Annotated in this window: 20 protein-coding genes and 2 pseudogenes; 15 read left to right on the forward strand and 7 right to left on the reverse strand. The window is 62.0% G+C overall.

The annotated features are described in order from the left end of the window. Nucleotides 1-71 precede the first annotated feature (71 nt). Together ACZ1HM_RS07005 and ACZ1HM_RS07010 are read left to right on the forward strand one after the other, a co-directional pair. A complete protein-coding gene (locus ACZ1HM_RS07005; RefSeq protein ID WP_472742131.1) occupies nucleotides 72-1,862 on the forward strand; it encodes an autotransporter assembly complex protein TamA in 1,791 nt (596 codons plus the stop codon). Further along, nucleotides 1,862-5,818, forward strand: coding sequence for a translocation/assembly module TamB domain-containing protein (locus tag ACZ1HM_RS07010; protein ID WP_472742132.1), 3,957 nt, complete (start codon nucleotides 1,862-1,864; stop codon nucleotides 5,816-5,818). The genes ACZ1HM_RS07005 and ACZ1HM_RS07010 overlap by 1 nt, the downstream gene beginning before the upstream one ends. A gap of 131 nt (nucleotides 5,819-5,949) precedes the next feature. Here the strand turns inward: ACZ1HM_RS07010 and ACZ1HM_RS07015 are convergent, their stop codons facing one another. Beyond that, complete coding sequence (locus ACZ1HM_RS07015; protein WP_472744581.1) at nucleotides 5,950-6,456, reverse strand: flavin reductase family protein; 507 nt, start codon at nucleotides 6,454-6,456, stop codon at nucleotides 5,950-5,952. A 188-nt stretch (nucleotides 6,457-6,644) separates the two neighbouring features. Next, the gene (gene acs, locus ACZ1HM_RS07020) at nucleotides 6,645-8,603 is read right to left on the reverse strand and encodes an acetate--CoA ligase (protein WP_472742133.1); all 1,959 of its coding nucleotides are present in this window, start codon (nucleotides 8,601-8,603) and stop codon (nucleotides 6,645-6,647) included. A gap of 560 nt (nucleotides 8,604-9,163) precedes the next feature. Here acs and ACZ1HM_RS07025 point away from each other — a divergent pair. The 7 genes from ACZ1HM_RS07025 (at nucleotide 9,164) to ACZ1HM_RS07055 (ending at nucleotide 15,758) form a co-directional block, all read left to right on the forward strand. Further along, nucleotides 9,164-10,183, forward strand: coding sequence for a C4-dicarboxylate TRAP transporter substrate-binding protein (locus ACZ1HM_RS07025; protein WP_472742134.1), 1,020 nt, complete (start codon nucleotides 9,164-9,166; stop codon nucleotides 10,181-10,183). Nucleotides 10,184-10,315: 132 nt separating this feature from the next. Next, the gene (locus tag ACZ1HM_RS07030; protein WP_472742135.1) at nucleotides 10,316-10,945 is read left to right on the forward strand and encodes a TRAP transporter small permease subunit; all 630 of its coding nucleotides are present in this window, start codon (nucleotides 10,316-10,318) and stop codon (nucleotides 10,943-10,945) included. Further along, nucleotides 10,945-12,345, forward strand: a complete 1,401-nt coding sequence (locus ACZ1HM_RS07035) for a TRAP transporter large permease (RefSeq protein WP_472742136.1) — start codon at nucleotides 10,945-10,947, stop codon at nucleotides 12,343-12,345. Before ACZ1HM_RS07030 ends, ACZ1HM_RS07035 begins: the two co-directional genes overlap by 1 nt. 129 nt (nucleotides 12,346-12,474) lie before the next feature. After that, entirely contained in the window at nucleotides 12,475-13,512 is a 1,038-nt protein-coding gene (gene dusA, locus ACZ1HM_RS07040) for a tRNA dihydrouridine(20/20a) synthase DusA (protein ID WP_472742137.1), read from the forward strand. Continuing rightward, nucleotides 13,505-14,326: a sulfite exporter TauE/SafE family protein gene (locus ACZ1HM_RS07045; RefSeq protein ID WP_472742138.1), complete on the forward strand. Its 822-nt coding sequence runs from the start codon at nucleotides 13,505-13,507 to the stop codon at nucleotides 14,324-14,326. Before dusA ends, ACZ1HM_RS07045 begins: the two co-directional genes overlap by 8 nt. Continuing rightward, nucleotides 14,320-15,171, forward strand: a complete 852-nt coding sequence (locus tag ACZ1HM_RS07050; protein WP_472742139.1) for a hypothetical protein — start codon at nucleotides 14,320-14,322, stop codon at nucleotides 15,169-15,171. Before ACZ1HM_RS07045 ends, ACZ1HM_RS07050 begins: the two co-directional genes overlap by 7 nt. Nucleotides 15,172-15,473: 302 nt before the next feature. Further along, a complete protein-coding gene (locus ACZ1HM_RS07055) occupies nucleotides 15,474-15,758 on the forward strand; it encodes a hypothetical protein (protein ID WP_472742140.1) in 285 nt (94 codons plus the stop codon). On the opposite strand, the gene ACZ1HM_RS07060 is transcribed toward ACZ1HM_RS07055, so the two are convergent. Genes ACZ1HM_RS07060 through ccmI form a run of 4 tightly spaced genes read right to left on the reverse strand, consistent with a single transcriptional unit; the run spans nucleotide 15,707 to nucleotide 17,643 of the window. Continuing rightward, complete coding sequence (locus ACZ1HM_RS07060) at nucleotides 15,707-15,940, reverse strand: DUF1289 domain-containing protein (protein ID WP_472742141.1); 234 nt, start codon at nucleotides 15,938-15,940, stop codon at nucleotides 15,707-15,709. The genes ACZ1HM_RS07055 and ACZ1HM_RS07060 overlap by 52 nt on opposite strands. Continuing rightward, nucleotides 15,937-16,422, reverse strand: coding sequence for a Holliday junction resolvase RuvX (ruvX, locus tag ACZ1HM_RS07065; RefSeq protein ID WP_472742142.1), 486 nt, complete (start codon nucleotides 16,420-16,422; stop codon nucleotides 15,937-15,939). Before ruvX ends, ACZ1HM_RS07060 begins: the two co-directional genes overlap by 4 nt. Continuing rightward, on the reverse strand, nucleotides 16,412-17,155 hold the full coding sequence (locus tag ACZ1HM_RS07070; RefSeq protein WP_472742143.1) for a tetratricopeptide repeat protein: 744 nt from the start codon (nucleotides 17,153-17,155) through the stop codon (nucleotides 16,412-16,414). Before ACZ1HM_RS07070 ends, ruvX begins: the two co-directional genes overlap by 11 nt. 20 nt (nucleotides 17,156-17,175) lie before the next feature. Beyond that, the gene (gene ccmI / locus ACZ1HM_RS07075; protein ID WP_472742144.1) at nucleotides 17,176-17,643 is read right to left on the reverse strand and encodes a c-type cytochrome biogenesis protein CcmI; all 468 of its coding nucleotides are present in this window, start codon (nucleotides 17,641-17,643) and stop codon (nucleotides 17,176-17,178) included. Between the two features lie 226 nt (nucleotides 17,644-17,869). Between ccmI and ACZ1HM_RS07080 the strand changes: the two are divergent. Together ACZ1HM_RS07080 and ACZ1HM_RS07085 are read left to right on the forward strand one after the other, a co-directional pair. Continuing rightward, nucleotides 17,870-19,115, forward strand: a pseudogene (locus ACZ1HM_RS07080) (sarcosine oxidase subunit beta family protein). 121 nt (nucleotides 19,116-19,236) lie between these two features. Then, nucleotides 19,237-19,386, forward strand: a complete 150-nt coding sequence (locus tag ACZ1HM_RS07085) for a hypothetical protein (protein WP_472742145.1) — start codon at nucleotides 19,237-19,239, stop codon at nucleotides 19,384-19,386. Between the two features lie 94 nt (nucleotides 19,387-19,480). Here the strand turns inward: ACZ1HM_RS07085 and ACZ1HM_RS07090 are convergent, their stop codons facing one another. Continuing rightward, nucleotides 19,481-19,678 carry a hypothetical protein gene (locus ACZ1HM_RS07090; protein WP_472742146.1) on the reverse strand — a complete coding sequence of 66 codons (198 nt, stop codon included), beginning with the start codon at nucleotides 19,676-19,678 and terminating at the stop codon, nucleotides 19,481-19,483. 59 nt (nucleotides 19,679-19,737) lie between these two features. On the opposite strand from ACZ1HM_RS07090, the gene ACZ1HM_RS07095 reads away from it, so the two are divergent. The 4 genes and pseudogenes from ACZ1HM_RS07095 (at nucleotide 19,738) to ACZ1HM_RS07110 (ending at nucleotide 24,477) form a co-directional block, all read left to right on the forward strand. Next, nucleotides 19,738-20,058, forward strand: a complete 321-nt coding sequence (locus ACZ1HM_RS07095; RefSeq protein WP_472742147.1) for a sarcosine oxidase subunit delta — start codon at nucleotides 19,738-19,740, stop codon at nucleotides 20,056-20,058. A gap of 45 nt (nucleotides 20,059-20,103) precedes the next feature. Further along, a pseudogene (locus tag ACZ1HM_RS07100) lies at nucleotides 20,104-23,119 on the forward strand (sarcosine oxidase subunit alpha family protein). After that, a complete protein-coding gene (locus ACZ1HM_RS07105) occupies nucleotides 23,112-23,681 on the forward strand; it encodes a sarcosine oxidase subunit gamma (protein WP_472742148.1) in 570 nt (189 codons plus the stop codon). The pseudogene ACZ1HM_RS07100 and the gene ACZ1HM_RS07105 overlap by 8 nt, the downstream one beginning before the upstream one ends. Before the next feature lie 196 nt (nucleotides 23,682-23,877). Beyond that, on the forward strand, nucleotides 23,878-24,477 hold the full coding sequence (locus ACZ1HM_RS07110; RefSeq protein WP_472742149.1) for a superoxide dismutase: 600 nt from the start codon (nucleotides 23,878-23,880) through the stop codon (nucleotides 24,475-24,477). Nucleotides 24,478-24,957 lie beyond the last annotated feature (480 nt).

Genomic DNA, 24,957 nt, shown 5'->3' on the forward strand with positions numbered 1-24,957 from the left:
CCCAAGACGCGGTGCGGTCAACGAATAAAGGCAGTGTGGTGCGCGTGACGGCAGTTTTTAAGCGGCTGAAAATGCTATCGAAATGGCATATTGGCGCGGCCCTTTGGGTCTGCGCGGGCCTGCCGGCCTTGGCCGCAGAAGTGCAGCTGAAAGGCGTGGCACCCGACAGCACGCTCTACAGCATCCTGCGGGGCGGATCGTTGTTGTTTGAACAGGCCGCCGAGGAAACGGCTGCGTCTTCACAAGAAGTTGTTGCCGCCGCGCAGGCGGATTATGGCCGGTTGCTGGCCGTTCTTTACGACAACGGGTATTTCGGCCCCATCATCAAAATCAAACTGGATGGCCGCGATGCGTCCACCGTGCCGCCAGTGCAGCCGGGTGGGACCATCCGCCGGGCGGTGATTGAGGTCACGCCGGGCCGTTTGTTCCGCTTTGGCCGCGCGTCGGTCAGCCCGGTGGCCCCAGAGACCGCGCTGCCTGATGGTTTTGCCAGCGGTCAAATCGCCAGCTTGGGCGTGTTGAAAGACACCGTGACCGCAGGGGTCGATGGATGGCGCGCGGAGGGGCATGCCAAGGCGCGGTTGGCCGCACAAAACCTGACCGCAGAGCACAAGACGCAAACCATCAACGCGGAACTGACGCTGGACCCCGGCCCCCGTTTGCGGTTTGGCGCGCTGGGGGTTGAGGGCAACAAAGACGTCCGCCGCGCGCGGATCATCGAAATTGCAGGGCTGCCAGAGGGGGAGGTCTATTCCCCTGACGCGCTGCGGCTTGCCGCGGGCCGGTTGCGCCGCACCGGCGCTTTCAGCTCTGCCGCGATGCTTGAGGCCGAGGCGATCGGGCCCAACAACACGCTGCCGATCACCGCGCAGGTAACAGAGGCACCGCCCCGGCGGTTTGGCTTTGGGGCTGAGCTTGGATCGCTTGAGGGGCTGACGCTGAGCGCATTCTGGTTGCACCGCAACCTTTTGGGCGGCGCGGAACGGCTGCGCGTTGACGGTGAAATTGGCGGGATCGGCGGCAATTCCGGGGGCGAGGACTATACCCTGTCCGCCCGGTTTGAGCGTCCAGCGACCTTTAACGAAGACACCAATTTCTACGCGCTTGCCAGTATTGAGCAGCTCGATGAGGTGAATTATTTTTCCCGCCAGGGCGATCTGGAGGCCGGGATTGAACGCATCGCCAGCGAAAACCGGACCTACCGCTTTGGTCTGGGCCTGCGCCGGGCCGAGACGCGAGATGCCTTTGGCGAGCAGCGCTATACCCTGTTGACCCTGCCGCTTGGGGCCAGGTTTGATTACCGCGATACCGCGCTTGATGCCACATCGGGGTATTATCTGGATGCCAGTGTGACGCCGTTTCTGGCGCTCAGCGGATCGGACAACGGTGTGCGGGCCGCGCTTGATGCGCGCACCTATCGCACCTTTGGTGAGGCGCGGCCCATCACATTGGCCCTGCGCGGCCAGCTTGGCACGGTCTTTGGCCCTGATCTGGACCTCGCACCCGCGGATTACCTGTTCTATTCCGGCGGCGGGGGCACCGTGCGCGGGCAACCCTATCAGGCGCTGGGGGTGACCCTGCCCACCGGGGAAACCGTGGGCGGGCGCAGTTTTCTGGCGATTTCGGCTGAGGCGCGGGTGAAAGTATCTGACCGCATTGGCGTCGTCGGGTTTTTGGACGGCGGCTATATCGGCGAAGAGGAATTCTATGACGGGTCTGGTGAGTGGCATGCAGGTGCTGGGATTGGCCTGCGCTATGACACCGGCATTGGCCCCATTCGCGTGGACGTGGCGGTGCCGGTATCCGGGCCTGACACGGATGAGAATTTCCAGATCTACATCGGCATCGGGCAGGCGTTTTGATGCGTATTTTGCGCTACATATGGCTCGCCGCGCTGCTGACGCTTAGCACCTTTTCCTTAGCCTTTGGGCAAGAGGAAGAGGATAAGGGTTTTCTGACCCGCACGCTTCAGGATGTGCTAAGCAGTGCGGGCCGGACCGTGAGCATTGATGGCTTTGCCGGGGCGCTGAGTTCCACCGCCTCTTTCGACCGGATGACCATTGCTGATGATGAGGGTGTCTGGCTCACGCTTGAGGGGGCGTCGCTGGTGTGGAACCGCTCAGCCTTGTTGCGGGGACGGCTGGAGGTGGAAAGCCTTACCGCGCAACGTTTGGATGTGCCGCGCTTGCCGCTGACGGATGAGGGCGCGGTGCCCGAGGCCGAGGCGGCACCCTTCAGCCTGCCGGATTTGCCGGTGTCGGTTGAGATTGGCACCTTTTCCATTGCTCAGATCAACATCGGTGCCCCGGTCATGGGCGAGGCGGCGCAGCTTTCTGTTGCGGCCTCAGCGGCGTTAACAGGGGCGCAGGCGAACATTGACCTGACCGCGGATCGCACAGACGGCAAGCAAGGGCGTTTTGCGCTGCAAGGCAACCTGGACCGCAGCGCTGCAACGCTGGAGCTGCTGCTGGCGCTCAGCGAAGGGCCTGAGGGGATTGCGGCCAAACTGCTCAACATCCCCGATGAGCCGGACGTGGATTTGCGCGTGGAGGGCAGTGGCCCGTTAGAGGCCTTCGTTGCAGATGTGCGCATTGCCACTCAAGGGCAAGAGCGGCTGGCCGGGCAGGTGACACTGGCGTCTGAGGACGCGGACCGCGTGATCACAGCTGACATCAGCGGCGACATCACCGCGCTGCTGGCCCCCCGGTTCCGCGACTTTTTCGGGCAGGATGTGGCCCTGAGCGCAGACGCGCGCCTGCCAGCCCCTGGCGGCCTGGAGCTGCGCGCCTTTGCCCTGCGCGCTGAGGCGGCTGAGATTGCGGGCACCCTGACGCTGAACGCGGACAACTGGCCCACCCGGATCGACATCACCGGACAAATCGCCCAGCCCGATGGCACGCCCATCCTGTTGCCGCTGGGTGGCACGGCAACCCAGGTGCAGCGCGTGGATCTGCAGGTGGATTACGATGCCGCAGACGATGAAGCGGTGACGGCGGCATTTGAGCTGGCAGGGCTGACGCGGCCTGATCTGACGCTCGCCACTGCGCGGATTGGGCTGGGCGGCACGTTAAGTGGCGCGGTTGGCAGCATCGGCGCCTTTGCGGGCGATCTGCGGTTTGCAGCACGGGGCATTGATCTGACCGATCCTGCCTTGACCGCTGCGGTGGGCGACAGTGTGACGGGCAACGCGCGCATTGCCTACACCGAAGATCAGCCCCTGCGCATTGACGCCCTGTCGCTTGCCGGGGCGGATTATGCCCTGACAGGGGAGAGCGTGATTGAGGGGGTGGAGACCGGCCTCAGAACCACTTTGGATGCCACGTTGGAGGCGCAGAACCTTGCCCGTTTCGCTGCCCTTGCGGGGCAGGATTTGCAAGGCAGCACCCAGCTTGCCCTGAAAGGCAGCGTTGTGCCGCTGAGTGGTCAGTTTGATCTGCGCGCGCAGGGGCGCACCAATGATCTGGCCCTTGGCATCGCCCAGGCGGATGCGGTTCTGGCCGGTCAGACCGACCTCAGCTTTGCAGCGGTCCGCGATGCGCAAGGCACCCGGCTGTCGGATCTAATCCTGCGCAACAGCGCGCTGAACCTGACAGGCAGCGCCGATCTGCGCCGCGACAACAGCAGCGCTGCCGCGCGGTTCCGCCTTGCTGACGTGGGCCTTGTGGTACCGCAATATGCCGGGCCTGTCGTGGTCATCGCTGAGGCCACCCAAGACGCCATTGGCTGGCGTGTGGATGCCTCCACCCTAGGGCCCTATGATGCGGCGTTCACGGCCAAGGGGCGCGTCACCGGGCCGGAGATGGCGCTGCTCTTTACCGCTGATGTGCCTAACGTCAAACCCTTTGCCGATCAGATCGAAGGCCCCGTGACGGCCCAAGGTGTGCTGAGCCAAAAGCCGGATGGCGGCTGGCAGATTGATACCGATGCCACCGGTCCCTACGCGCTGAAAGCTGCACTTGCCGGGGGGCTGACGCCTGCGCTCGATCTCAGCTTTGATGTGGCCCTGCCGGATGTGCAGCCACTGGCCCCTGAGGTGCGCGGCCCCCTGCAGGCCAGCGGCACCCTGAAACAATCCGAGGCGGGCCTGATGCTGCGCAGCACCGCGCGTGGGCCTTATGACAGCAGGCTTGCGGTGGACGGTCTGGCGACCGGTCCCGACATGAAGCTGGCCTTTGATGTGGCCCTGCCTGAGGTGAACCCGCTGGTGCCCGCGCTCTCTGGCCCGCTGGCCGCACAAGGCACGGTGGCCCAGACCCCGCAGGGGCTGTCGCTGAGCACAACGGCCACCGGCCCCTATGCCAGCCAAGCCCGTGTGGACGGCATCGCCACGGGCCCTGCGGCCAACCTGCGTTTTGATGTCTCATTGCCCAACATCGGTGCCCTGGTGGCCAAACTGAGCGGGCCGCTGCGCGTCACGGGCAGCGCCAAACGCGCAGGGGAAGGCTGGGCGCTGGACACAGCCGCAGATGGGCCATCGGGCACGCAAGCGGCCCTTTCCGGGCGCATCGCGGCGGATGGCACATTGGCCATGGCGCTGAATGGCAACGCGCCGCTGGGGCTGGCAGGGCCGTTTTTGGCCCCGCGTGATCTGCAAGGTCAGGCGCGCTTTGATCTGGCGGTGAACGGCCCGCCTGCGCTGTCGTCGGTCTCAGGCACAATCGCGACCCGAGGGGCCACCTTTACCGCGCCTAATCTGCGGCTGACCTTGCAGGATATCGCTGCTGACGTCCGGCTTGCCCGCAACCGCGCCAACATCGCAGTGAGCGGCAGCGCCAGTGAGGGCGGTCGCTTGCGCGCGGAAGGTGGGGTGACGCTGACCTCCTCTTACCCGGCGGATCTGCAAATCCTGCTCCAAGACCTGATCCTGACCGACCCACGCCTTTACCGGACCTGGTTGAACGGCGCGCTGCGCCTGGCAGGCCCGTTGACCGGGGGGGCGCGGATCAGCGGGGACATCAATCTTGGGGAAACCACGGTCAATATCCCCTCCACCGGGATCACCAGCATCGGCGAGATCCCTGACATCACCCATATCGGCGCGGCCCCCGCCGTGAACGCGACCCGCCGCAAGGCAGGGCTGGAGGCGGACGCCGCGACGACCCAGGCCGCGTCAACTGGCGGCGGCTTTGGCCTGGACCTGCGCATCAACGCGCCCAACCGGATCTTTGTGCGGGGCAGGGGGCTGGACGCGGAGCTGGGGGGCGCATTGGCGCTGAGCGGCAGCACCGGGCGTGTCATTTCCTCGGGCGCGTTTGACCTGCTGCGCGGCAGGCTTGATATTCTTGGCCAGCGCTTTGATCTGACCGAAGGCACGGTGCAATTCCTGGGCGATTTGCTACCCTACATCCGTTTTGTCACCACCACCAGCACCGACACCGGCGAAGCGCGCATCATTGTCGATGGCCCCGCCGACGCGCCCGAAGTGCGGTTTGAGGCGACCCCAGAGGCCCCACAGGATGAGGTGCTGGCACAGATCCTGTTTGGGCGGAAGATTTCAGACATCTCTCCGTTTCAAGCGCTACAACTGGCCAATGCCGTGGCCACGCTGGCGGGCGGCAGCGGGGTGAACATCATTTCCAACCTGCGGGCAGGCTTTGGCCTGGATGATCTTGATGTGACCACCACGGACAGCGGCGCGACGGCGGTGCGTGCGGGCAAATACATCTCAGAAAACGTCTATACCGATATCACTGCAGCCTCAGACGGCACCGGAGAGGTTTCACTGAACCTTGACATCACATCGAACCTCAAAGGCAAGGCGACGTTGGAAAGCGACGGCAACAGCGGTGTCGGTATCTTCTTTGAGAAAGATTATTGAGGGCGGTGGGCTAAGCTGGGTCAAACGCTCGAAAGCGGAGATGCGGCAATCTGAGCCTTAAGAACCCTGCCCGAAACCCCAGGTTCTAAAGGCGGCGTCATGCAGGTTATAACAGGAGAAAGCGTTGCGCCCTAGCCCTGGGGCGCAAAGCGGCCAAAGCGCCCCTGATCAAACAGCAGGCCAGCGCCCGCGCCGGGGGTGGCGGCGGCATGCTGGACCTCACCTACAATGATCGAATGATCGCCTGCGGGATGCACCGCATGGGGCGTGCAATGAAAGACTGCCAAACAGCCCGACAGCTCTGGCGCGCCGCCCGGACCGGCGGCCCAGTCAAAGCGCGAAAAATCATGGCCCTGGGTGGCGAAATGGCTGGCCAGGTCACGCTGGTCCTCGCCCAGGATGTGGATGGCATAGGCCTGTGCCTGGACAAAAGCGTCATGACGTTTGGACCGCAACGCAGCCGACCACAACACCAACGGTGGCTCAAGCGAAACAGAGGAAAACGAATTCGCGGTCATGCCCAAAGGGCCATCCGGCGTCTGTGTGGTCACCACAGTCACGCCCGTGCCAAAGCGGCCAAAGGCGTCGCGCAGGGCGCGGGTGTCCTGAGGGGAAAAGGGGCTTAAGCGGTCCGTCATCGCAGCTTGCGCTGACACGGCCTTGCTGATTTGTCCATAGACGCCCATCGATCTGCCCTTCTGCTTGCCGGTCAAACCGGCCTTTGACAAGGGAAGATAGGCCGCGATCGGGTCAGTTACAGGCCCAGATCGCGGCGATATTGTGCTTTTTTGCGGCGTCGGGCGCGGCAAAACGCCCGGCCTGGGTGTTATTTGCGGTTCATCCGGTTCTCAATCAGCTCATCCACCACCGCAGGTTCGGCCAGGGTTGAGGTGTCCCCCAGCGCGCCAAAATCATCTTCGGCGATTTTGCGCAGGATGCGGCGCATGATCTTGCCAGAGCGGGTCTTGGGCAGGCCGGGGGCCCATTGGATGAGGTCAGGAGAGGCAATCGGCCCGATCTCAGACCGGACCCAATTGCGCAGCTCTGTGCGCAACTCTTCGGATGGCTCTTCGCCGCCCATCAGCGTCACATAGCAATAGATGCCCTGACCCTTGATGTCGTGTGGATAGCCCACCACCGCAGCCTCAGCCACTTTGGTATGGGCAACCAGCGCGCTTTCCACCTCAGCGGTGCCCATCCGGTGGCCAGAGACGTTGATCACGTCATCCACGCGGCCCGTGATCCAGTAATCGCCATCGGCATCGCGTTTGCAGCCGTCACCGGTGAAATAATAGCCGGGGTAATCGGCGAAATAGGTCTTTTCAAAGCGCGCATGATCGCCCCAAACGGTGCGCATTTGCCCCGGCCAGCTGTCGGCGATGACCAACACACCCTCAGCGGGGTTCGCAGTCAGCTCTTCGGCTGTGGTGGGTTCCAACACCTTGGGCTGGACGCCAAAAAACGGCTTCATCGCAGCACCGGGTTTCATTGCATGCGCACCGGGCAGGGGGGTCATCAGGTGACCGCCGGTTTCGGTCTGCCACCAGGTGTCCACGATGGGGCAGGTGCCGCCGCCCACAACCTCATTGTACCAGTTCCAGGCCTCGGGGTTGATCGGCTCGCCCACGGTGCCCAAAAGTTTGAGCGAGGACAGATCGCATTTCTTCACAAAATCATCGCCCTGGCCCATCAACGCACGGATGGCGGTGGGGGCGGTGTAGAACTGGTTCACCTTGTGCTTTTCACAGACCTGCCAGAAACGCGAGGCATCGGGAAAGGTGGGCACGCCTTCAAACATCAGCGTGGTGGCCCCATTGGCCAGCGGGCCATAAACGATGTAGCTGTGCCCGGTGACCCAGCCGACATCAGCCGTGCACCAATAGATGTCACCCTCTTGATAATCAAAGGTAATCTCATGGGTCATGGCCGCATAGACCAGATAGCCGCCGGTGGTGTGCACCACGCCCTTGGGCTGCCCGGTTGAGCCTGAAGTATAAAGGATAAAGAGCGGATCTTCGGCGCCCATCACCTCTGGCTCACAGGTATCTGCGGCCGTTTCGGCCATCTTGTTGTAATCAACATCGCGCGCGTCGTTCCAAGGCACATCGCCACCGGTGCGGCGCACAACGAGGCATTTCACGCTGTCGTCACAGGCGGCAAGCGCCTTGTCTGCGTTGGTCTTCAGCGGCGTGGCGCGCCCGCCGCGGGGGGCCTCATCAGCGGTGATGACCACTTTGGCCTCAGAGCCGTTGACCCGTGCTGCCAAAGCATCGGGTGAGAACCCGGCAAAGACAATCGAATGGATCGCCCCGATCCGCGCGCAGGCCAGCATCGCATAAGCGGCCTCCGGGATCATGGGCATATAGATGATGACGCGGTCGCCTTTGCCCACGCCCAGGTCGCGCAGGATGTTGGCCATCTTGCAGGTGCCCGCGTGCAGCGCCTTGTAGGTGATGTGCTGGGCGTCGTCCTCGGGGTTGTCGGGCTCCCAGATGATCGCGGTCTGATCGCCGCGCGTCTCAAGGTGGCGGTCAATGCAGTTGGCCGACACGTTCAGCGCGCCATCGGCGTACCAATTAATCTTTACGTTCCCCAACGTGTAATCGACGTCTTTGACTTGGGTGAAGGGTTTGATCCAATCGACCCGTGCGGCCTGCTCGCGCCAGAACCCATCTGGATCAGAGATGGAGGCCTCATACATGGCCGCATATTTGTCGGCGTTTACATGCGCATTTGCTGCCATATCGGCAGATGGCGGATAGGTTTTTGCGGCGGGTTCTGACATGACTTCCTCCCCTTGTCTTGTCGGCCAGACGGCTCGTCCGTGGCGGGCCAAGCATAGCGTTATGTGAAGCGAAGGAAATAAGCATCTCTAAATCAACGGCTTCGCTGTAAATTATTTTCCCGAAAGCGGCTGGGGTTTGTAAATTTTGCCTGCTCGAAAGGAAATACCCGGCTGTTATTGAGACGATTCCAGCCGCATTTCGCCCCAAAGCGCGGCATCCCTGGGTCTGCAAAGCTGTGCGAGAATCCGCACAAAGCCCGTAAGATTTGTGCGAAAAGTCGCACATCCCGGCCCGTTTGATTGATTTTCACCCCCGCGCCCGGCGGCCTGCAGTTCGAAACCCACTGAAATCCCACATGAAAACCGACCGCCAAGGCCACACCCCGATTTTTTGTTGCCAAGCCCTCAGTGCCGGTATCCAATCACGCCAGCCCCATAATCACCGGGGGTATGGTTTGTGGTGATGGGACGCTGCCGGGAGGGGCGCTGCATATGCAGCGTCAACTTGGTCTGTCCTGTGATCACGCGCCACCAATACGATCAGGGAGGATCATATATCCATGACCAAATTTCTTAGCGGCGCCGCTGTCTGCGCCATCAGCTTTGCTTTCGTCTCAGAAGCCGCAGCAACCGAATGGAATGTCTCCGTTTGGGGCAAGCGCCGCGCCTTTACCGAGCACGTAGAGAAGATTGCCGAACTCGTTTCCAAAAAGACCGGCGGCGAATTCACCATGAACGTCAGCTACGGCGGTCTGTCCAAGAACCGCGAAAACCTCGACGGGATCTCCATCGGCGCGTTTGAGATGGCGCAGTTCTGTGCGGGCTACCACCGCGACAAGAACCGTGTTGTGACCGTTCTGGAACTGCCGTTCTTGGGCGTTGAAAACCTTGAGCAAGAGGTTGCCATCTCCAAAGCTGTCTACGCCCACCCTGCCGCCACCGAAGAAATGGCGCAGTGGAATGCCAAGCTGCTGATGACCTCACCGATGCCGCAGTACAACCTGGTGGGCACCGGTGATCCGCGTGCGACCCTGGCAGACTTTGAAGGCATGCGTGTCCGCGCCACCGGCGGTCTGGGCCAGGCGTTCGAAGCTGTGGGCGGTGTGCCCACTTCCGTGACCGCGACCGAAGCCTATCAGGCGATGGAATCGGGCGTTGTGGACACAGTGGCCTTTGCCCAGCACGCGCACCTCAGCTTTGGCACGATCAACCAGGCCGACTGGTGGACTGCCAACCTGAACCCCGGCACCGTGAACTGCCCCGTGGTGGTCAACATCGACGCCTATGAAAGCCTGAGCGACGCTGAGCGCGAAGCGCTGGATAGCTCCGTGGATGAGGCGCTGGATCACTACCTGGCCAACTACGCAGAACTGCTGGCCAAGTGGGATGCCGTTCTCGAAGAGAAGGGCGTGCAGAAAGTTGAGATCGCTCCAGAGGTGATCGAAGAGTTCCGCGCCAAGGCCGCCACGCCCATCCGCGACAAGTGGATTGCCGACATGGAAGCCCAGGGCCTGCCGGGCCAAGAGCTTTATGATCTGGTGGTGAGCACGCTGGAAAAAGCCAAAGCCGGCGGTAGCTAAAGCGACCTTATAAGGTGCGCAGCAAGTGCGCACCCTACGGTGGTTTTGCTGCCGTAGGGTGTGCCTTTAGGCGCACCTTTTCTTGGGCGAGACGTCTCGCCCAAGAAAAGGTGCGTAAACGGGGGGAACGTCATGGCAGGATCTGCCGCCGTGCTGGAGGATTCCAGCCTACTCAGCAAGCTCGACCGCATGTTACTACCGCTAGAGCGCTTTGCCGCGCTGCTGTCGGGGCTTGCGATCTTTTCTTTGATGTTCCTGGCCGCCTATTCGGTCACGGGGCGCAAATTCTTCGCCTCTCCCATGATGGGTTATGTCGATTACATCGAAGCCGCGATGCCGATCATCGCGATCATGGGCGTGTCTTACGTACAGCGCGACGGCACGCATATCCGCATGGATATGCTGGTCTCTGCGCTGAAAGGCCGGCTTTTGTGGCTGTTTGAGCTGATCTCAGTGCTGCTGATGCTGGTGCTGATCCTGGCTCTGACCTGGGGGGCGTGGGAACATTTTGACCGCTCCTTTGATTGCGCGCGTCCGCTGTGTAGCCGGGACAGCTCCATTGATGTGGGCATCCCCATCTGGCCGTCCAAACTGGTGGTGCCCATCGCCTTTGGCGTGCTGGTGCTGCGGCTGTTGTTGCAAACCTGGGGCTATGCACGCGCCCTGGTTTTGGGGCTGGAAAACCCCGTTGCTGTCCCCCTCAACCTCAGCGTGGCCGAACAGGCCCGTCTTGAAGCAGAAGCCTTGGAGGGCGCAGACTGATGGAACCCATTGATATCGGATTGTGGGTCTCTGGCGGGATGCTGGTGATGGTCATCCTCGGGATGCGGGTGGCCTTTGCCGCAGGTCTTGCGGGCTTTGTGGGCCTGGTGTGGCTGCGCTGGAACGGGTTTGATTATGACCCCGAACGCTTTTGGAAAGCCGTGGAGATCAGCGTTAAAATCGCGGGCCTCACGCCGCATTCTAAGGTCAGCGCGCAGGTTTTGAGCCTGATCCCGGTCTTCATTCTGATCGGCTATCTGGCCTATTACGCCAAGCTGACCACCGCGCTATTTGAGGCCGCCAAACGCTGGATTGCCTGGGTGCCGGGGGGGCTTGCGGTCTCCACCGTTTTTGCCACCGCAGGTTTTGCGGCCGTCTCTGGTGCGTCTGTGGCCACGGCGGCGGTCTTTGCCCGCATCGCCATCCCTGAGATGCTCAAAATCGGCTATAACAAGCAATTCGCCGCAGGCGTTGTCGCCGCAGGCGGCACGCTGGCCTCGCTCATCCCGCCTTCAGCGATCCTGGTGATCTATGCGATCATCGTGGAACAGGACGTGGGCAAACTGCTGCTTGCGGGCTTTGTGCCCGGGGCGTTTTCCGCCGTTGTCTATGCCGCGCTGATCATCGGCATTGCGGTGATCTTTAAAAACGTGGGCCCCCCGGTGAGCGGCTTTACCTGGCGCCAACGCTTTGAGGCGTTGCCGCCCGCGCTGCCCATCGTGGCGGTGGTCGTGATCATCATCTTCTTTGTCTACAACCCCTTCGGCGATGCCTGGGGCACCCCGACAGAGGGCGGTGCCGTGGGTGCCTTCATCGTCTTTTTGATGGCAATGGCACGCGGCATGGGGCTGGGCCAGCTGAAAGAGGCGCTGTTGGACACGGCCAAGCTGACGGTGATGATCTTCACCATCATCTGGGGCGTGCTGATCTATGTGCGGTTTTTGGGTTTTGCAGAGCTGCCCGATGCCTTCGCCGATTGGATCACCTCGCTTGAGATGTCGCCGCTGTTGATCCTGATCTGCATCCTGCTGGCCTATGCGGTGCTGGGCATGTTCATGGACGCCATTGGCATGCTGCTGTTGACGCTGCCGGTGGTCTATCCTGCGGTCATGGCGCTGAATGGGGGCGAAAACGTCGCGGCGGTGGATTCGGCCTTCGGCATGTCCGGCCCGATGTGCGCGATCTGGTTCGGGATCTTGGTGGTGAAGATGGCCGAATTCTGTCTGATCACCCCGCCCATCGGTCTGAACTGCTTTGTCGTAGCCGGTGTGCGCGATGATCTGAGCGTGCAGGACGTGTTCAAAGGCGTCACGCCCTTCTTCATCGCCGATGGCATCACCATCGCCTTGCTTGTGGCCTTCCCGGGCATTGTGCTCTGGCTGCCGTCACTGGCAGGCTAGCGCGCAGATAGGCGCGGCAGCGTTGGCCACGGGCTGACGCTGCCGTTGCACACGCCTGTCGCTTGCCCAGAGGCAGGGCGACATTCTCCCCTTTGCGCCCGCCAGCCCCCATGCTATGCGCCACGCCTGATGGCTTTGAACCACACCGATATCACCCGCGCTGCCACCCTCTCCGTCGCCCCGATGATGGATTGGACGGACCGCCATTGCCGCTACCTGCACCGTCAGCTCAGCGGCCAGGCGTTGCTCTATACCGAAATGGTCACCGCGCCTGCGCTGGTGCGCGGCGGTGCGATGCATCTGCTGGAGCATGACGAGACGGAACACCCCGTTGCCCTGCAACTGGGCGGCTCTGATCCCAAAGAGCTGGCGGAGGCCGCCCGCCTGGGCGCAGAAGCGGGCTATGATGAGATCAACCTCAATTGCGGCTGCCCCTCTGACCGGGTGCAATCGGGATCCTTTGGCGCGGTGCTGATGGAAAACGCAGCCCTCGTGGCCGACGCCGTGGCCGAGATGCGCGCCGCTGTGGATGTAGAGGTCACCGTCAAATGCCGCATCGGCGTCGACGATCAGGTGCCAGAAGAGGTGCTGCCCGAGTTTCTGTCGCGCATCGTGGCCGCAGGCTGTACCCGCGTGACCATCCACGCGCGCAAGGCCTGGCTGCAGGGCCTCAGCCCCAAGGAAAACCGCGACATCCCGCCGCTTGATTACCCGCTGGTGCACCAGATGAAGGGCTATTTCCCCAACCTGCACATCTCCATCAATGGCGGCATCACCACCTTGGATGAGGCGCAGGCGCAGCTGGACGCCGGGCTTGATGGCGTGATGATTGGCCGCGCGGCCTATCACCAGCCGGCCGACATCCTTTGCACCGCCGACCGCGTCATCTTTGGCCGGGGCGCGGATACCAGCGCCGCGCACGCCGTTCACAAGATGCTTCCCTATATTGAGGCGCACCTGACGGGCGGCGGCCGCCTGCATCAGATCACCCGCCATATGCTGGGCCTTTTTGCGGGCCGCCCCGGCGCGCGCAACTGGCGCCGGGTGCTGTCAGAAGGTGCAAACCGCCCCGGCGCAGGCCCCGAGCTCGTGCTGGCCGCCCTCACCGAAGTGACCCGTCTGGCCCCCCAAGCGGACGAAAAAGAGGACATGCGCCGCCATGCCTGAGACGATGCTGCTGCTTCAAATGGGCCTTTTGCTGGCCGCCATCGGTGCCTTTGCGGGCGTGCTCGCAGGCCTCTTGGGCGTGGGCGGCGGTATCGTCCTGGTACCTGCGTTTTTTTATGCGTTTCAAACCCTTGGCTATGACGGCCCGCAGCTGATGCAGATGTGTCTGGCCACCTCACTGGCCACGATCATCGTGACCTCTGTGCGCTCTGTGCTCAGCCACAACAAAAAGGGCGCGGTAGACTGGGACATCCTGCGCAGCTGGGCGCCCGGCATTGTGATCGGAGCGATCCTTGGCATGCTCGTCGTGGCACAGCTGCGCTCCAACACGCTGCAGGCGATCTTTGGCATCCTGGCGCTGATCGTGGGCCTTTACATGGGGCTGGGCCGCGCGGAATGGCGCCTGGGCCAGGCCATGCCCACCGGGCTGACCCGCGCGCTGCAATCACCGCTCGTTGGGTTTATGTCGGTGTTGATGGGCATCGGCGGCGGCAGCTTTGGTGTGCCGCTGATGAGCCTTTATAATACGCCCATCCACCGTGCGGTGGCCACGGCTGCGGGCTTTGGCGTGCTGATTGCCGTGCCCTCAGTGATCGGGTTTCTCTTTGTCCCCATGACCACAGGCGCACCGCCCCTGACCATTGGCACCGTGAACCTGGTGGCCTTTGGGATCATCATCGCCATGACGCTGATCACCGCCCCCTGGGGTGTGAAACTGGCCCATGCGATGGATCCCAAGCCGCTCAAACGCGTCTTTGCGGTGTTCCTGATACTGGTGGCGCTCAACATGCTGCGTAAGGCCCTGGGGTGGTAAAGGACGGCTACAGGCTCTTCCCCCATGACCCCCGCGTGGCGCGCTGGGCCAAGGCAGCCCATGTCGCGGGTACCCAAATCGCCTCGGACCCGGCCATGCGCGCCGCGAACCTGCGCCATGCAGAGACCTGGTTTGTCGGCGTCGACGCCCTGCCAAACGCCCCTGACGGATCGATGAACGGCACCCCGCTCGCCGGCCCCTGGACGCCGCATATCCCGGCTGTGCCGCAGTGGCATGCCGCACAGCTTTCCATCGTCTATCCGGGCTATCCGGGTCAGGATCCTGCGGAAAGTGACGCCAACCACCGCTACCGGATCAAACGCGCGGCGGCCCATGTGGATGGCCTCTTGCCCGTGGGGCCCACACGCCGCCGCTATCTGCAAGAACCCCACGCCTTTATCCTGGGCCTGCCGCTCAATACCTCAGACGCGGCTCCCCTGGTGGTCTGGCCTGGCAGCCAGCAGATCATGGGCGCGGCCTTCCGCCAGATCATCGCAGATCAAAACCCCACCGACGTGGACCTGACCGATGGCTACCAAGCCGCGCGCAAAGAGGTCTTTGACACTCTCACGCCGCAGCGCATCTCCATGACGCCCGGCCAATCCATCTTGCTGCACCGCCACCTGCTGCACGGCGTGGCCCCCGGGCACCGGGAGAGACCGCCCCGCCCGAGGGCCGCATGGTCGCCTACTTCCGCCCCCAATTCGGTGCAAAAGACTGGCTCGAAGACTAAAGCGGCACAGACCGCCCTAACGTGCCACGCCAGCCCAAAGCCCCCACAGCTCCCGCCACAAACGCTAACACCCACCATGGCGCCCCCACCGGGCTTCATCTTTCCCCTATAACTCAATTCCACCCTCAGTCTCGCGCGCCTCGCCTGCGATCATCCCCGCACAGCACTCTGCACAAACGCCACCGCCCCCCTTGGCGCGCACCCCCGGGCTTCATCTTTCCCCTATACCTCAATTCCACCCTCTGCCCCGCACGCCACACCGGCGATCATCCCCCAAAAACCGCCCCCCATTGAAACCCAACCTTAACCACCCTTCCGCAGAATAACCCCGCGGGTGCCGCAATCTTGCCATTGCCGGGTGATGTCTTCGCAGGTGGGAAAAACCAACGACCGGGGCTAAAAATGGCGACTTTGATGACAGGTGCAGAGGGTTCACTTGCCTTCTGGGACAACGCAGAGGACAGACCAGCGCAGCGGGCTTTCACGGCTCAGGGGCGCTTTGCTAAAGATCACTTGCTCAGCTTTGCAGGCCTCAGCGCCTTTGCCGCCAACGGCAATCATGCACCAGCAGGCAACGAAGGGGCCGTCACATGGGACGGCGGTCTGGACATGCTGTTGAAAATCGCAAGCGGCCCCGCCGCCATTCATTACCCGCGCGCCAGCCGCGCCGCCCGTCCGCCGCGCCGTTTTGTCAACTGACCGGCACGCTCAGGCAGCGCCTCCATCACGGCGCGCCGCGCCTCTGGGGACATGCGCGACCACTGGGTAATCTCATCAATGGAGCGTAAACAGCCGGTGCAAATCCGCGCCTCGGGGTGGACCACGCAGATCTTCACGCAGGGGCTTTCCACCTCGTTCCGTTTCCAGACCTGATCGTTCATTCAACTGCTCCCTCACGGCGCAGGACGGCCATCCGGTCCAGCACTCCTTGCAAGATATAGCCTGCCGCCACGTGATCAATCACCTCAGCGCGACGTTTTCGTGTCGTATCCGCCTCAAGCAGCGCCCGTTCTGCCGCAACCGTCGACAGACGTTCATCCCAAAACGCAATTGGCATCGGGGCCAAGCGTTCAAAATTGCGGGCAAAGGCGCGGGTGGATTGGCATCTTGGCCCTTCTGAGCCGTCCATGTTGCGCGGCAATCCCAGCACCAGACCACCGATTTCGCGTTCAGCGATGATCTCTTGCAGCCGCGCCGCATCCAGCCCGAATTTCTTTCGCCGCACCGTCTCCAGCGGTGTGGCCACGCTCAAAAATCGGTCCGTCACCGCCACGCCGATGGTCTTTTCCCCCAGATCAAGGCCGATGAGCGCCCGCATCGGCGCAACAGCACCGGCAAAATCAGAGATCTCCTCATAGATCACTCTGCCACACCCGACTGGCTGCCCGCGGCGGTGATGATGTCGGTGGCCCCGGATCCCCTTCAAAAACCTCCATGGCGTTGTTGAATACCGCCAAGGCCTGATCCGGGTTGCCCATGATCGCAAGGGAGGTGATCAGGCGCGCCCAATCCTGGGGCGGGCCGCCTTCGGTGGCCAGACGGTTGGACAACCCATCCACCATCCCGCCAATCATCGCCATCCGGTCCTCTGGTGTCATCTCAGCGGCCGCTTCAATATCTGCCGCCGATGGGCCAACCGCATCGCCTGTGCCAATGGCCGGGATGGTGTAATTTACGCCCGCCAGAAAGGCGATATCTTCGATCTGCGCCAGAATGGGTTCAATCCAGGGGGCATCAGCTGGCCCGCGTCGCAACAGGTTGTCCCACAACCGAAATCCGATGTCGGGCCGCCCGGTTTGGACCATCATCAAACCGATGTAGTAGCGCGCGCGCGGGTCCAGCTCATCGCGGTTAAGTGCAGCCCGAAACGCCACCTCCGCCTCGGGCGAGACATAGCCGCCCGCGCCCATCACCAGCAGCTCACCGTAATCTGCAATGTCTGACGCGGTCGCCCCGTCGCCTTTGATGCGCAACACCCCGCGCTGGGCGGTGGCGGCCCCGACGAAATTGCCAATCCGCGCTTCGTTCTGCGCCAAAAGCGTGTGGCCCTGCAGATCATTGGGGCGGCTTGCAACGGTGTCACGCAGCCTGTCCATCAGGCCTGCAAATTCTTCCGTCATGGTCGCAGGGGGGCAAAGCCCGGCAAGCTATCAACCGCCGTCTGCTGATCTGGCCGCGTCTTGCGCATCTCTTCGGCAAAGGCGATGCGGTCCTGAAGCGGCAGATCCCCATAGCCCGGCACGCCGATCCAGTCATAAAGCGCGATGCTGCCCGCAATCAGCACCGCCCCCACAACGCCAATCAGCGCCTTGGGCGGCGCGCTGCTGGCGGCATCCACCCGCGCGCCCTTGGCATCGGCGGCCAAGATGCGGCGTGAAATTTCGGTGCGCGCGCGTGCGGCGTCCTCTTCTGAGACCACGCCGCGTGCGACGTCCCTCTCTACCTCGCTTAATTGATCGCGGTAGACCTGCAGATCAAAGCTGGCCGGATCGAGCCCCTGCGCCGCGCCGCCCCGTGCCATCGCACGCCCAAAAAGGACCGCAACCAGCAGTGAAATCGCGAAGATGATGAACCAGAACGACATAATTCCTCAACCCTGTGGTCCCCGCTATCTAAGTTCTCTTGCCCCGAGACGAAAGAGCGCATCCGATCAAAGCCCTGCGACATCCACGCCCAATTGCGCTGCATGTCGCAAATTGGGTAACAAATGCCGTGGCCAGTATCCTCTTTTTCACCCATCTCGTCAGAAGAGAAGCACCCGGGCTGGCCTGCCTCTGCCGGGCCATTCTGCCTGCTCAAGGAAGGGACGTATGAAAAAATATTCCGTCTTTGCCGTCGCGCGTGAAGCGATGCGTCATCACACCGGTTGGGACCGGGCCTGGCGCGATGCGCAGCCCAAAAAGAAATATGATGTGATCATCATCGGGGCAGGGGGGCATGGTTTGGCCACCGCCTATTACCTGGGCAAGAATTTCGGCATCACCAATGTGGCGATCCTGGAAAAAGGCTGGCTGGGCGGCGGCAACACGGGCCGCAACACCACGATCATCCGCTCCAACTATCTCCAAGACCCGTCCGCGGCTATCTATGAAAAGTCGCGCTCTCTTTATGAGACGATGAGCCAGGATCTGAACTATAATGTCATGTTCAGCCCGCGCGGTGTGATCATGCTGGCCCAGACCGAGCACGAAGTGCGCGGCTATAAACGCACCGCCCATGCCAATGCGCTGCAGGGGGTGCAGACCGAATATATCAACGCACAGCGCGTCAAAGAGCTGGTGCCGATCATCGACATCGACGGGCCGCGCTATCCGGTGCTGGGCGGGCTGTGGCAGGCACGCGGCGGCACCGCGCGCCATGACGCAGTGGCCTGGGGCTATGCACGGGCGTGCTCTGACATGGGCATGGACGTGATCCAGAAATGTGAAGTGACCGGCGTGACCCGTGAGGGCAGCAAGGTTACAGGCGTGACGACCAACCGTGGCGACATCGCCTGTGACAAGCTGGGTATCGTTGTGGCGGGCCATTCTGGTCACTTGGCCGACATGGCAGGCTTCCGCCTGCCCATCGAATCCGTTGCGCTGCAGGCGCTGGTGTCTGAGCCGATCAAGCCCTGCATGGATGTGGTCGTTATGGCCAACACCGTGCACGGCTATATGTCGCAATCTGACAAGGGCGAGATGGTGATCGGTGGCGGCACTGATGGCTACAACAACTACACCCAGCGCGGGTCGTTCCACCACATCGAAGAAACCGTGCGGGCGCTGGTTGAGACCTTCCCAATGATCTCGCGCCTCAAGATGCTGCGCCAATGGGGCGGCATCGTGGATGTGACGGGCGACCGCTCTCCGATCCTGTCCAAAACGCCGGTTGAGGGCATCTTTATCAACTGCGGTTGGGGCACGGGCGGCTTTAAGGCGATCCCAGTGCTCCGGCTGGGCCATGGCCGAGCTGATGGCCAAAGGCCAGTCACCGCTGACGGATGATTTCGGGCTGAACCGGTTCACGGAAGGGCGGTTCATTGATGAGAGTGTTGCTGCTGGGGTGGCGCACTGATGCCATGCGTTGTGCCTGTCTTATCGGCCAATCTTGGCCCAAACCGTCCCCTTAACGGCAAATTCCTTGATTTGACCTTGCGTCAAGCCATGCTGGATCCATCCAAAGAGGAGGTTGGATCATGGCACAAGACACAATCCACAACGGCGGCTCGCGCCGCGGCGTCATCATTGCGATCCTCGCATTGGCGGTCTTTGTCCTGGGTATTGCGATGCTTGGAAACGGCTCCGCGCCGGAACGCGTCACACCAGCGGCCACCGCAACGGACTGACGTTACCGTAACCGCGCGGCTGCCCCGCCGCGCGCCCGCAGCTGCGGGAAAGTGTTTGGGCCCCGCGCCCAAGCCGGGGGTATTTGCCGAAAATTTACCAGCTTCCCCCGCCGTCCGGCCCGTTCAAAAACTGGCCTTCGGCGCGGATGCGCTCGCTTTCGGTATAGGCCGCGCGCGCCGGGTCCCGGCCGCTCTCACCGCCGGGATCTTGGCGCAGCCGCACCCCTTTGCGCCGCTCAAAAACTGCAAGGGCCACACCGCCCAGCAGGAGCGCGCCCAATCCGTACATCATCCATTCCATCCCTATAACGTGGCCGCGCTTGCGCGCCAGATCAAGGTCGGAGCCCAATCATGCTGATGATCACCTGCCCCAATTGCGGTGTTACCGCCGAGGAAACCGAATTCCACGCCCACGGCGAAGCGCATCTGAAACGCTTTGGCCCGGGGTCTTCTGAGGATGATTTTGAAAGCTATCTGTTCATGCGCAAGAACCCCAAGGGGGTGCATTTTGAACGCTGGCGGCACCAGAACGGCTGTGGCAAGTGGTTCCATCTTGCCCGCTGCACCATGACGCTTGAGGTTTTTGGCAGCTATTCGGCCCAAACCTACGCCCCGCCACAAGAGATCCTGGACAAGATCAAGGACCGCCGCCCCGATTGGGAGCCTGCCTGATGATCCTGTCCGCCCTCCTTTTTGCCAGTTCCAAAGGTCACTGACATGAGCACACGCCTCGCTACACCAGGTCGCTTCGTCGATACCTCCAAACCGCTGTCCTTCACCTTCAACGGCAAGCGCCTGCGCGGCTATGCTGGGGATACGCTGGCCTCGGCCCTGTTGGCCAATGACCAGATGCTGATGGGCCGGTCGTTCAAATATCACCGTCCCCGTGGCGTCGTGGCCTCGGGCGCAGAAGAACCCAATGCGCTGGTGAACTTGGGCACCGAAGGCCGGTTTGAGCCCAATCAGCGGGTCACCACGACCGAGCTTTTTGAGGGGCTGGAGGCCACGAGCCAAAACCACTGGCCCAGCCTGGAATTTGACGTAGGTGCGATCAACACCAAGCTCAGCCGCTTTTTGCCTGCGGGCTTTTATTACAAGATGTTCATGTACCCGCGTGCCTTTTGGAAACACGTCTATGAGCCGATCATCCGCAAATCTGCGGGTCTGGGGGCGGCACCGAAAACGCGGGACGTGGATACCTACGAACACTTCTACGCCTTCTGCGATGTGCTTGTGGTGGGCGGCGGTGTGGCCGGCCTGCAAGCAGCTCTGACCGCGGCCAAAGCCGGTGCAGAGGTGCTGGTGCTTGAGCAAACCGACAACTGGGGGGCGCGCGCCTGTCGATGGCGGCACGGTTGAGGGCAAAACCGCTGACGCTTTCGTGGCTGAGCTGGTTGAGACCCTGCGCGGCATGGACAACGTCACTCTGCGCAGCCGCATCATGGGGGCGGGGGTTTATGACCACGGCTATCTGTTGGGCTATGAGCGTCTGGGCGATCACACCCCCGGTACAGAAGGTCCACGCCACCGCCTGTGGCGCATCCGTGCCGCACAGATCATCACAGCCACCGGTGCCATCGAACGCCCGCTGAGCTTTGCAGGCAATGACATTCCCGGCGTTATGCTGGCCTCAGCTGTGCGCGATTATGTGGTGAACTTTGGCGTCTCCATCGGGGACCGCACCGTGGTGGTGACCAACAATGACAACGCCTATCTGACGGCGATTGCGCTGAAACAGGCGGGCCTGGATGTGCCGGTGATCCTGGACGCGCGCGTCTTGCCCGATGACCGGGGCCTGGTGGCCCAAGCCAAAGAGCTGGGCATCCGCGTCATGATGGGCCACGCCGTGGCGTCCGTAAAGGGCGGCAAGCGGGTGACGGGCGTGGCGGTCTGCGCCCAGGCGGGCGAAGGTGCGGTGCTGGAAGAGATTGCCTGCGACGCGGTTGCCATGTCGGGCGGCTGGTCTCCGGTGGTGCACCTGTGGTCGCATTGCGGGGGCAAGCTGCGCTGGGATGATCAGTCCGCCTGTTTCTCTCCCGATACGGATAATCCGCCCAAAGGCATGGATGGCATGGGCTTTGTCACGCCTGCCGGGGCGGCCTCTGGCATGTTCGCGCTGGATGACGTGATCAATGATGCGCATATGGCCGCCGAAGGCGTGCTTGCGTGCATCAACCGCAAGCCGGTCAAAAACAACCCCGCCCCCAAAGCCGAGCGGCGCGAGGAAAGCCCGATGGCACCGGTTTGGATGATGCCGCAAGGGGCCTCAGCAAAGCTGCGCGAAAAATCCTGGCTGGATTATCAGAACGATGTGAAAGTCTCAGACGTGCGGCTGGCCGCGCAAGAGGGTTTTGTCAGCGTTGAGCATGCCAAACGCTATACCACCTTGGGCATGGCGACGGATCAGGGCAAGCTGAGCAATATCAACGGCCTGGCCACATTGGCAGGTGCCTTGGGCACGGATATTCCAAGCGTGGGCACCACCACCTTCCGCCCGCCCTATCACCCCATTTCCATGGGCGCGATTGGCGGTGAGGCACGCGGCAAGGTGTTCCAGCCCATCCGCCGCACCCCAATGCATGACTGGCACGAAGCCAACGGCGCTGAGTTTGAGCCCGTGGGCCAGTGGCGGCGCCCCTATGCCTTTAAGCGCGCCTCAGAAAGCACCCATGACGCGGTGATGCGCGAGGTGCGCAATACCCGGCAGAACATGGGCCTTTTGGATGCCTCCACCCTGGGCAAGATCATCGTGAAAGGGCCGGATGCGGGGAAATTCCTCGACATGCTCTACACCAACATGATGTCCAACCTGAAAGTGGGCAAATGCCGTTACGGGCTGATGTGCAGCGAAAACGGCTTTTTGATTGATGACGGCGTGGTGGCGCGCATTGATGAGGATACCTGGCTTTGCCACACCACCACGGGCGGTGCGGAAAGCATCCATGGTCACATGGAAGAATGGCTGCAGACCGAATGGTGGGACTGGAACGTCTATGTTGCCAATGTCACCGAGCAATATGCGCAAGTGGCCGTTGTTGGCCCCAAAGCGCGCGAAGCGCTGGAGCGGTTGGGCGGCATGGACGTGTCCAAAGAGGCGCTGGGCTTTATGGAATGGGCCGATGGCACCTTGGGCGGGTTCAAGGTGCGCGCCTACCGGATCTCATTCTCGGGCGAGCTGAGCTATGAGATCGCGGTAGATGCCAGCCATGGTCAAGCGTTCTGGGATGCGTTGATGGCTGTGGGTGCCGATCTGGGCGTGATGCCCTACGGGACCGAGGCGTTGCACATCCTGCGGGCCGAGAAGGGCTTTATCATGATCGGGGATGAAACCGATGGGACGGTTATCCCGCAGGATCTTGGCCTGAACTGGGCCATCTCCAAAAAGAAAGACGACTATCTTGGCAAGCGCGCGCAGGCACGCAGCCATATGACCGATCCCAACCGCTGGAAGCTGGTGGGCCTTGAAACCACAGACGGGTCGGTGTTGCCCGATGGGGCCTATGCCTTGGGCGAAGGTGAGAATGCCAATGGTCAAAAGAACATGATTGGCCGCGTCACCTCTTCTTACTACTCACCTAACCTGGGCAAGGGTATTGCCATGGGGCTGGTGCTGCACGGGCCGGACCGCATGGGCGAGGTGATCAAATTCCCTGGCACGGATGGCAAGGTCTATGAGGCCAAGATCGTCGATCCGGTGTTTTATGACAAAGAAGGGGAGAAGCAGAATGTCTGATCCTGTCACAGCCCTGCGTGGTGCAACGGACGCCAATGGCATCGCCACTGTGCGCGAAATAGGGCCGCAAGGCATGATCACCCTGCGGGGCGATTTGGCCGACAAAACCCTGATCAAAGCCGCGACCGCGGCGAGCGGCACCAAGATGCCAGACCAGCGCCAGATCACCCTTGCGGGCGATGCCGGTATCGCCTGGATGTCGCCCGATGAGCTGCTGATCTTATGTCCTTACGATGAGGTCCATGCCCGGCTGTCTGATCTGCAGGGCAAACTGGCCAAGCAGCACAGCCTGGCCGTCAACGTCTCGGACGCGCGGTCCATGTTTCATGTCAGCGGGATGCATGTGCGCGATGTGATTGCCAAATTGGCACCGGTCAACATGGCCGCCACCGCCTTTGAGCCCGGCATGATCCGCCGCACCCGTTTTGCCCAAGTGCCAGCCGCTGTCTGGATGCCCGATCAGGAAAGCGCGCAGGTGGTCTGTTTCCGCTCGGTGGGTCAGTATATGTTTGATCTTTTGAACGTCGCAGCGCAGCCCGGATCAGAGGTGGAGTTTCACTGACGCCACCTTGCCCCCGTTGGGGACCACCCTGCGTGACGCAGGCAGGGCGACGTTTTGGAATACGCAAGGCAAAAGCCCCTGATAAGGCCCGGCGCACTGCCGCGCCTGGGCGGTTTTGCCCCGCTGCACCCTTGACCTTTGGGTGTTGCGTACTTCATTTGACACAAAGAAACACCCAACACCAAGGAGGCCCCCGATGGCTTTTTCTCTTCCCGATCTTCCCTATGCCCATGACGCCCTTGCCGCCCACGGCATGAGCGCTGAAACGCTGGAGTTTCACCACGACAAGCACCACAACGCCTATGTCGTGAACGGCAACAAGGCGATTGAAGGCACCGAATGGGCGGACAAGTCCATGGAAGAGATCATCAAGGGCACCTATGACGCCTCTGCCGTGGCGCAGAACGGGATTTTCAACAACATCTCTCAGCTGTGGAACCACAACCAGTTCTGGGAAATGATGGGCCCCGGCGAAAGCAAGATGCCAGGCGAGCTGGAGAAAGCGATCGTAGAGAGCTTTGGTTCCGTCGATGAGATGATGAGCCAGTTCAAAGCCGCAGGTGCGGGTCAGTTCGGCTCTGGCTGGGCGTGGCTGGTGAAGGACACCGACGGCGGGTTGAAAGTGACCAAGACCGAGAACGGCGTGAACCCGCTGTGCTTTGGTCAGACGGCGCTGCTGGGCTGTGACGTGTGGGAGCATTCCTACTACATCGATTTCCGCAACGCGCGTCCTGACTATCTGGCGAACTTCCCGGACAACCTTGTGAATTGGGAAAACGTCGCCTCTCGTCTTTGATTGAGATGTGGCTCTCCCAATCACCTACGCGCCCACTTACGTGGGCTGCTGGGTGAATTGGGAAAACGTCGCCTCTCGTCTTTGATTGAGATGTGGCTCTCCCAATCACCTCCGCGCCCACTTACGTGGGTCGCTGGGTGAATTGGGAAAACGTCGCCTCCCGTCTCTGATTGTGACGGTACTCTCCCAATCACCTACGCGCCCACTTGCGTGGGCTGCTTGGTGAATTGGGAAAACGTGGCCTCCCGTCTTTGATTGAGACGTTGTTCTCCCAATCACCTACGCGCCCACTTACGTGGGTCGCTGGGTGAACTGGGAAAACGTCGCCTCCCGTCTCTGATTGAGATGTGGCTCTCCCAATCACCTACGCGCCCACTTACGTGGGCCGCTGGGTGAACTGGGAAAACGTTGCATCCGACGAAGCGTGAGCCCCAAAACCAAGAAGCCCCCGCACGCTGCCGGGGGCTTTTTCATTTGTCC

The sequence above is a fragment of the Sulfitobacter sp. GN1-4 genome (genome assembly GCF_055693825.1).

What these genes read in the sequence shown, in the direction of transcription:
- ACZ1HM_RS07010 (WP_472742132.1), top strand. Translation starts at nt 1,862, where the DNA reads ATGCGTATTTTGCGCTACATATGGCTCGCCGCGCTGCTGACGCTTAGC.
- ccmI (WP_472742144.1), bottom strand. Translation starts at nt 17,643, where the DNA reads ATGTCGTTCTGGTTCATCATCTTCGCGATTTCACTGCTGGTTGCGGTC.
- ACZ1HM_RS07060 (WP_472742141.1), bottom strand. Translation starts at nt 15,940, where the DNA reads ATGAACGATCAGGTCTGGAAACGGAACGAGGTGGAAAGCCCCTGCGTG.
- ACZ1HM_RS07070 (WP_472742143.1), bottom strand. Translation starts at nt 17,155, where the DNA reads ATGGACAGGCTGCGTGACACCGTTGCAAGCCGCCCCAATGATCTGCAG.
- ACZ1HM_RS07110 (WP_472742149.1), top strand. Translation starts at nt 23,878, where the DNA reads ATGGCTTTTTCTCTTCCCGATCTTCCCTATGCCCATGACGCCCTTGCC.
- ACZ1HM_RS07095 (WP_472742147.1), top strand. Translation starts at nt 19,738, where the DNA reads ATGCTGATGATCACCTGCCCCAATTGCGGTGTTACCGCCGAGGAAACC.
- dusA (WP_472742137.1), top strand. Translation starts at nt 12,475, where the DNA reads ATGGCTTTGAACCACACCGATATCACCCGCGCTGCCACCCTCTCCGTC.
- ACZ1HM_RS07090 (WP_472742146.1), bottom strand. Translation starts at nt 19,678, where the DNA reads ATGATGTACGGATTGGGCGCGCTCCTGCTGGGCGGTGTGGCCCTTGCA.
- ACZ1HM_RS07015 (WP_472744581.1), bottom strand. Translation starts at nt 6,456, where the DNA reads ATGACGGACCGCTTAAGCCCCTTTTCCCCTCAGGACACCCGCGCCCTG.
- ACZ1HM_RS07105 (WP_472742148.1), top strand. Translation starts at nt 23,112, where the DNA reads ATGTCTGATCCTGTCACAGCCCTGCGTGGTGCAACGGACGCCAATGGC.
- ACZ1HM_RS07030 (WP_472742135.1), top strand. Translation starts at nt 10,316, where the DNA reads ATGGCAGGATCTGCCGCCGTGCTGGAGGATTCCAGCCTACTCAGCAAG.
- ACZ1HM_RS07005 (WP_472742131.1), top strand. Translation starts at nt 72, where the DNA reads ATGCTATCGAAATGGCATATTGGCGCGGCCCTTTGGGTCTGCGCGGGC.
- ACZ1HM_RS07055 (WP_472742140.1), top strand. Translation starts at nt 15,474, where the DNA reads ATGACAGGTGCAGAGGGTTCACTTGCCTTCTGGGACAACGCAGAGGAC.
- ACZ1HM_RS07085 (WP_472742145.1), top strand. Translation starts at nt 19,237, where the DNA reads ATGGCACAAGACACAATCCACAACGGCGGCTCGCGCCGCGGCGTCATC.
- ACZ1HM_RS07025 (WP_472742134.1), top strand. Translation starts at nt 9,164, where the DNA reads ATGACCAAATTTCTTAGCGGCGCCGCTGTCTGCGCCATCAGCTTTGCT.
- ACZ1HM_RS07035 (WP_472742136.1), top strand. Translation starts at nt 10,945, where the DNA reads ATGGAACCCATTGATATCGGATTGTGGGTCTCTGGCGGGATGCTGGTG.
- ACZ1HM_RS07045 (WP_472742138.1), top strand. Translation starts at nt 13,505, where the DNA reads ATGCCTGAGACGATGCTGCTGCTTCAAATGGGCCTTTTGCTGGCCGCC.
- acs (WP_472742133.1), bottom strand. Translation starts at nt 8,603, where the DNA reads ATGTCAGAACCCGCCGCAAAAACCTATCCGCCATCTGCCGATATGGCA.